7 protein-coding genes are annotated in these 5,209 nt (G+C 49.7%); 3 read left to right on the forward strand and 4 right to left on the reverse strand.

The annotated features are described in order from the left end of the window. The first annotated feature begins 58 nt into the window (after positions 1 to 58). Positions 59 to 475 carry a large-conductance mechanosensitive channel protein MscL gene (mscL, locus tag ACI31J_RS07605; RefSeq protein ID WP_439773821.1) on the forward strand — a complete coding sequence of 139 codons (417 nt, stop codon included), beginning with the start codon at positions 59 to 61 and terminating at the stop codon, positions 473 to 475. 31 nt (positions 476 to 506) lie between these two features. Here mscL and ACI31J_RS07610 read toward each other — a convergent pair whose 3' ends face one another. The 3 genes from ACI31J_RS07610 to ACI31J_RS07620 are packed head-to-tail and all read right to left on the reverse strand — an operon-like array spanning position 507 to position 2,201. After that, complete coding sequence (locus ACI31J_RS07610; protein WP_439773822.1) at positions 507 to 1,262, reverse strand: DUF4097 family beta strand repeat-containing protein; 756 nt, start codon at positions 1,260 to 1,262, stop codon at positions 507 to 509. A gap of 2 nt (positions 1,263 to 1,264) precedes the next feature. After that, complete coding sequence (locus ACI31J_RS07615; protein WP_439773823.1) at positions 1,265 to 1,879, reverse strand: HAAS signaling domain-containing protein; 615 nt, start codon at positions 1,877 to 1,879, stop codon at positions 1,265 to 1,267. Continuing rightward, positions 1,872 to 2,201, reverse strand: coding sequence for a PadR family transcriptional regulator (locus ACI31J_RS07620; RefSeq protein ID WP_439773824.1), 330 nt, complete (start codon positions 2,199 to 2,201; stop codon positions 1,872 to 1,874). The genes ACI31J_RS07615 and ACI31J_RS07620 overlap by 8 nt, the downstream gene beginning before the upstream one ends. 288 nt (positions 2,202 to 2,489) lie before the next feature. Here ACI31J_RS07620 and ACI31J_RS07625 point away from each other — a divergent pair, with 288 nt between their 5' ends. After that, positions 2,490 to 2,786 carry a hypothetical protein gene (locus ACI31J_RS07625; protein ID WP_439773825.1) on the forward strand — a complete coding sequence of 99 codons (297 nt, stop codon included), beginning with the start codon at positions 2,490 to 2,492 and terminating at the stop codon, positions 2,784 to 2,786. Positions 2,787 to 2,985: 199 nt separating this feature from the next. Then, entirely contained in the window at positions 2,986 to 4,011 is a 1,026-nt protein-coding gene (gene adhP, locus ACI31J_RS07630; protein ID WP_439773826.1) for an alcohol dehydrogenase AdhP, read from the forward strand. A gap of 164 nt (positions 4,012 to 4,175) precedes the next feature. Here the strand turns inward: adhP and ACI31J_RS07635 are convergent, their stop codons facing one another. Further along, a complete protein-coding gene (locus tag ACI31J_RS07635) occupies positions 4,176 to 5,180 on the reverse strand; it encodes a LacI family DNA-binding transcriptional regulator (RefSeq protein ID WP_439773827.1) in 1,005 nt (334 codons plus the stop codon). Between the last annotated feature and the right edge of the window lie 29 nt (positions 5,181 to 5,209).

Genomic DNA, 5,209 nt, shown 5'->3' on the forward strand with positions numbered 1-5,209 from the left:
ATTGATTCCACTAATCTGGTAAAATTAAGTTAGCAAATGCCAAATAAAGGAGGCCTATATGCTTAAAGAGTTTAAAGAATTTATTGCCCGCGGCAACGTGATGGACATGGCGGTGGGGATCATCGTCGGGTCCGCCTTTACCGCTATCGTCAAAGACCTGGTTGCCTACCTGATCAACCCCCTGATCGGGCTTTTCATCGGTAAGATCGACCTGTCCAACATCGTTTTTACCGTCGGTGCGGCCCAGTTCAAGGTCGGTGCGTTCTTAAACGCCGTGATTAACTTCCTGATCATCGCCTTCGTCGTCTTCCTCCTGGTCAAGGGGATGAATGTCTTTCGGAGCAAAAAGGAAGAGGAACCCCAAGAAGAAAAGCCGAGTGCCGAGGTGCAATACCTCAAGGAAATTGCTGAAACACTGAAGCAGCAAAACGCCCCCGCAACGGTTAAAAATAACGGAGATGAAAAGGATCACTAAAAAAACAGGTGCCATGCAAAGCACCTGTTTTTTAATAATCATATTCATTATCACCGGACTGGGTAATCAGCTCCAGGGTATTATTGGCAGTCATGTTATCCTCAACCGTGTCCTGGTCCCGGTCGTGGCCGTTGACGACATTATCGCCGCTCGTGGTCTGCAGGCGGTAACCGTCAATTCCATCGGCGTGCACCTCATTATCCCCAGAATCATTGTTAACCCGGTAATAGCCGCTGGTCCGCAACCGGTGCGCCGTGAAGTCCCCAGAATCCAGCTCGGTCTGGCCGCCATCAAGCGTCAGGTTATCTAAATCAACATTTCCGCTAGCCACATCAATTCTGGTGTTGGCTAGGTTGACCCCGTCGACGCTGAGGTTACCACTATCCAACTTGATCGTGCTCCCGTTGATCTGCGCGTCGCGGGGCACCGTAATCGTCAGCTGGTCATCGAAGCCGTGAACATTGAAGAAGAAGCCGTCACCACCGCTAGCCTCCTGCTTGACCACCAGGTGCCGGCCCTTTTTCTCAACGGTCGGCTTGTTCTTATTCAAGCCGCGATAACTAACCCGAAAAGCGGCCCCACGCCTAATCTTTACGTTAGCCGTAGCCACGTCCAGGTCAATTTTATCAAAGCGCCGGTTCGTCAATTGCCAGCTGGCCTGTTGCTGAATTTGCGGTCGTCCATTATGAAAATCGACATCCCGATCGCCATGATTCAAGTAGCCGACCGCAAGGGCCACCAACCCGATTGCCAGGACCAGCCAACCGATCTTAAACATCCGTTTCATAATTAGGCCGCCCCCTTTCTAGACTGGATCTTTCGGTAAACAAACTTTGCAAAGTTGGCGATGGCCTGTGCCAACAGCCGAACCAGCCAATAAAGCAACGGTAGACAAACCATGAAGCCCCCGATGGCACTCAGGCCGATACCGCCGTAGAAGAGGCCGGTCATTGGCGCCGTGGCGAACAGCCCAACCCCGGCGTACAAAGTCACAACCGCGGCAACAGCCAGGGAGCCGACCAGGGCAACGGCCCCAACAACTACCCCAAACAGGCAGGCTGCCAGGGCAATCAAAGTCACTACGGCGACCAGTCCGATCCCAAAGGTCAACGGTGAGGTAATGATCGCGAGCAGTACCCACCAGAAAACCCGCCAGCTGGAGTGGGTACTGGCCGGTTTGCCGTTTTCCTTCGACTGATCATTGGCCTTGATTGAGTAGTCCGCCAATATTTTTCGGCTCAGCTGCCGCGGTGTCCCCAACCGCGCTTCAATAGTCTGACGGCTGTCCAGACCGCCGTCGGCAATAAACTCATCATAAAACTCTAACGCGTCCCGACGCTCGCCATCCGTCAGCGGGCTGAGGTAGCTCGCCAGGTCGCTAATATACTTCTCACGCTCATTCATCGCTTTTCCCCTCCCCCGTTGGATTAAATAGCTGGTCAAGGCTGTTCTTGTAGTCATTCCAGAGCTTCCGCACCCGTTTTAGGTGGTCCTCACCATCAGCCGTGATCTGGTAGTAGCGCCGGTTGCGCCCCTGATAGGGCTGGTCATAGGTAGTGACAAAGCCATTCTTCTTCAATCGGCGAAGCACCGGGTACATCGTTGATTCGGAGACCGTAATGACCTCCTGGACACGCTGGGTTAAGGCATAACCGTAGTAGTCGCTCTGCTTGAGAATCGCCAGCACGATCCCGTCCAGCAGGTCCGCGGTGATCTGAATCTTCATTGGTACCTCCTCCTTTGTCTTATATTATATCATATATAGTATTATATATAATCGTAATTAGCCTGGCAAGCATGGCTGCAGTGAACAAACAGACGGTTATGTCTCAAAAAGAGCCAACCATTCCTGTCTCCCCACTAGTTGACTAATTGTGTCATGGTGTCCGTCAGCTGGCCATTTATCAACACTCAGTCCTTAACGGCCAAGCAGTGCTGCCCTACAATAAAGGTGATCGATGAGAAGATCACCGATCCGTTGTCACAGTGAAAAATCTTAAGGAGGGGTGTCTTTATGTTCAACTTTGTATTCTGGGTTTTAGCCATTTGGTTTATCGTCAACGTGGTATGGATGTGGTTCAAGCTCGATGATCAAACGTTGCAAAAGACCTTCGCTTGGATTAACGTTTGTGCAATCGTAATTGGATTCTGGGTATACTATAGTGTTACCCACGACGCCAGCGCAATTGACGGCTGGTTCATCACCATGAACTGGGTCAACATCGCCGTTGCCGCCATTCAGTTCTACTTTGGCTACCGGAGTGAAAATAACACTCATAACGCTCACAACGTTCACCACAAAGCTGCCTAAGCAGAAATAAATAATCCTAATCGGCCCCCAGGTTGCAACAACATCCTGGGAGCTTTTTTACGCAAAAAACGTTGTTACATTTAGAAAGCGCTTGCATTTCGACGTAAAACGGAATAAAGTATAGCTGAGGTGGTCAATTAATGTTTCACTCTTTCAACAAATTCAAACATTCTTGGCCACCTCAAGGAGATGCTTTATAATGAAAGCTGCTGTAGTACGTGACAATTGTGATGGTTACTTTGACGTTAAGGATGTTCAACTACGTGATCTCAAGGCCGGGGAAGCCCTAGTTAAGATGGAATACTGCGGCCTTTGCCACACCGACCTTCACGTTGCGGCTGGCGACTTCGGTAAGGTTCCGGGCCGGATTACCGGTCACGAAGGAATCGGTCGGGTTGTCAAGGTTGCTCCTGGCGTTACTAGTGTTAAGATTGGTGATCGGGTTTCAATCGCCTGGTTCTACTCCGGTTGTGGTCACTGCGAATACTGCGTCAGTGGTAACGAATCACTATGTCGTCACGTCAAGAACGCCGGCTTCAACGTTGACGGTGCCATGGCTGAATACTGCATCGTCGAAGCCAACTATGCGGTTAAGGTTCCTGAAAACCTTGATCCCATTAAGGCAACGTCCGTAACCTGTGCTGGTGTTACCACCTACAAAGCGATCAAGACCAGTGAAATTCGTCCTGGCCAATGGATTGCCATCTATGGTGCCGGTGGTTTGGGTAACCTCGGTGTTCAATGGGCCAAGAATGTTTTCAAGGCGCACGTCATCGCGGTTGATATTAATGATGAAAAGCTGCAATCTGCTAAGGAAAACGGCGCGGACATTATCATCAACTCCACCAAGACCGACCCGGCCAAAGAAATCCAAGACAAGATTGGTGGCGTCCAGGCAGCCGTTGTAACTGCCACTGCCCCAATTTGCTATGACCAAGCACTGGCCTCCGTCAAGGCCGGTGGCAAGGTGGTCGCTGTTTCCCTGCCAAAGGGTAACATTGACGTACCAATCTCCAAGACCGTCCTTGACGGAATTGAGATCGTCGGCTCACTGGTCGGTACCCGGCAAGACCTTGCCGAGGCCTTCCAATTAACAGCCGATGGTGGGATTGACCCAATCGTCCACACCCGGAAGCTCAGCGAGATTAACGACATCGTTGACGAGATGAAGGAAGGGAAGATTATCGGTCGGATGGTTGTCGACTTTACTCACGGTGCCAATTAAACTTAAAAAGTAAGCGCTATTGAACATAAAATTTCATAATGAACAAAACAGTTGAGCTCATGAGAGGACTCTTGTCCTTGTCATGAGCTCAACTGTTTTATGATATCGGTGAACATCAATATCTACTGACAACTATTTGAAACAAAGTTATCTTCAAAAGGTGCTTAAATGGAAGGCCGATCGATTAAGCTAACGGGAAGGGTGGTGATGCTGCCGCCAACTTTTTTGTTTTCAACCTGGCTGAGCAGCCGGTGAGCAGCATAATTGCCCATCAGTTCCATGTCCTGCTTCAAAAGGAAAATGCCATCGCCGACATATCGTGACCATTCCCAGTCATCAAAGCTGATTAGGCCGAGATCACGTGGAAAGACAAGGTGGTAGTCTTTCAAGATGCTCAACAGGTCAAAGAGAACTGGTCCCATTAGTGATATTGCTACCGTTCGTCCTTGTAATTGTGCAAGACGGTGAACAAAAGTATTAGTGAGCCAATCCTTGTCGTGACCGTTGATTTCGATCTGATGATAAGAAAGGCCAAAGTCATTGGCGGCAGCTTTTAGCCCGGCAATTCGCGGAATCTGCCCGGAGGCCTCCGCATACTGAGCACTAACAGCCAGAATATTATTATATCCACGGTCTACTAATATCTTGCCAAGACGATAACAGGCATCCTTGTTGGCACTGGTAACCATATCAACATCGGTTGGCAGGTCCCAGATCTCCCGGTCGACAATCTCCAGGGGAATATTTGCTTTGACAACGTTTGCGAACTGTGCAAAGTGTCCCGAGTCGGGTTGGGCAATGATTCCATCAACCCGTTGCTGGTAGAGTCGGTGCAGGGCCCGCTTTTCCGTTTCCACCGAGTCGTTGGTATTGATCAGTAACATGTCATACCCGAGGTTTTTTAAAACGTCATCAATTCCCTTAGCGAGGAGCGTAGAAAAGGGGTTCGCAATGTTCCCCACCAGGACCCCGATCGCCCTCCCCTGTGCTTTACGCAGCCGTTGGGCAGAGGCGGTGGGGACAAAATTTAGTTCTTTAATTACCTTTTCTACCCGCAATCGAGTCGCAGCACTCATTTTATTATAGTGACCATTGATTATTCTCGAAACCGTGGTGACTGAAACACCGGCGGCTTTAGCAACGTCACTGATGGTTACACGTTGGCTCATCATTTTACCATCCTTAATTTGTAATTAGT

This window comes from Limosilactobacillus sp. (assembly GCF_051873075.1).
In the GTDB taxonomy this organism is placed as follows: Bacteria; Bacillota; Bacilli; order Lactobacillales; family Lactobacillaceae; genus Limosilactobacillus.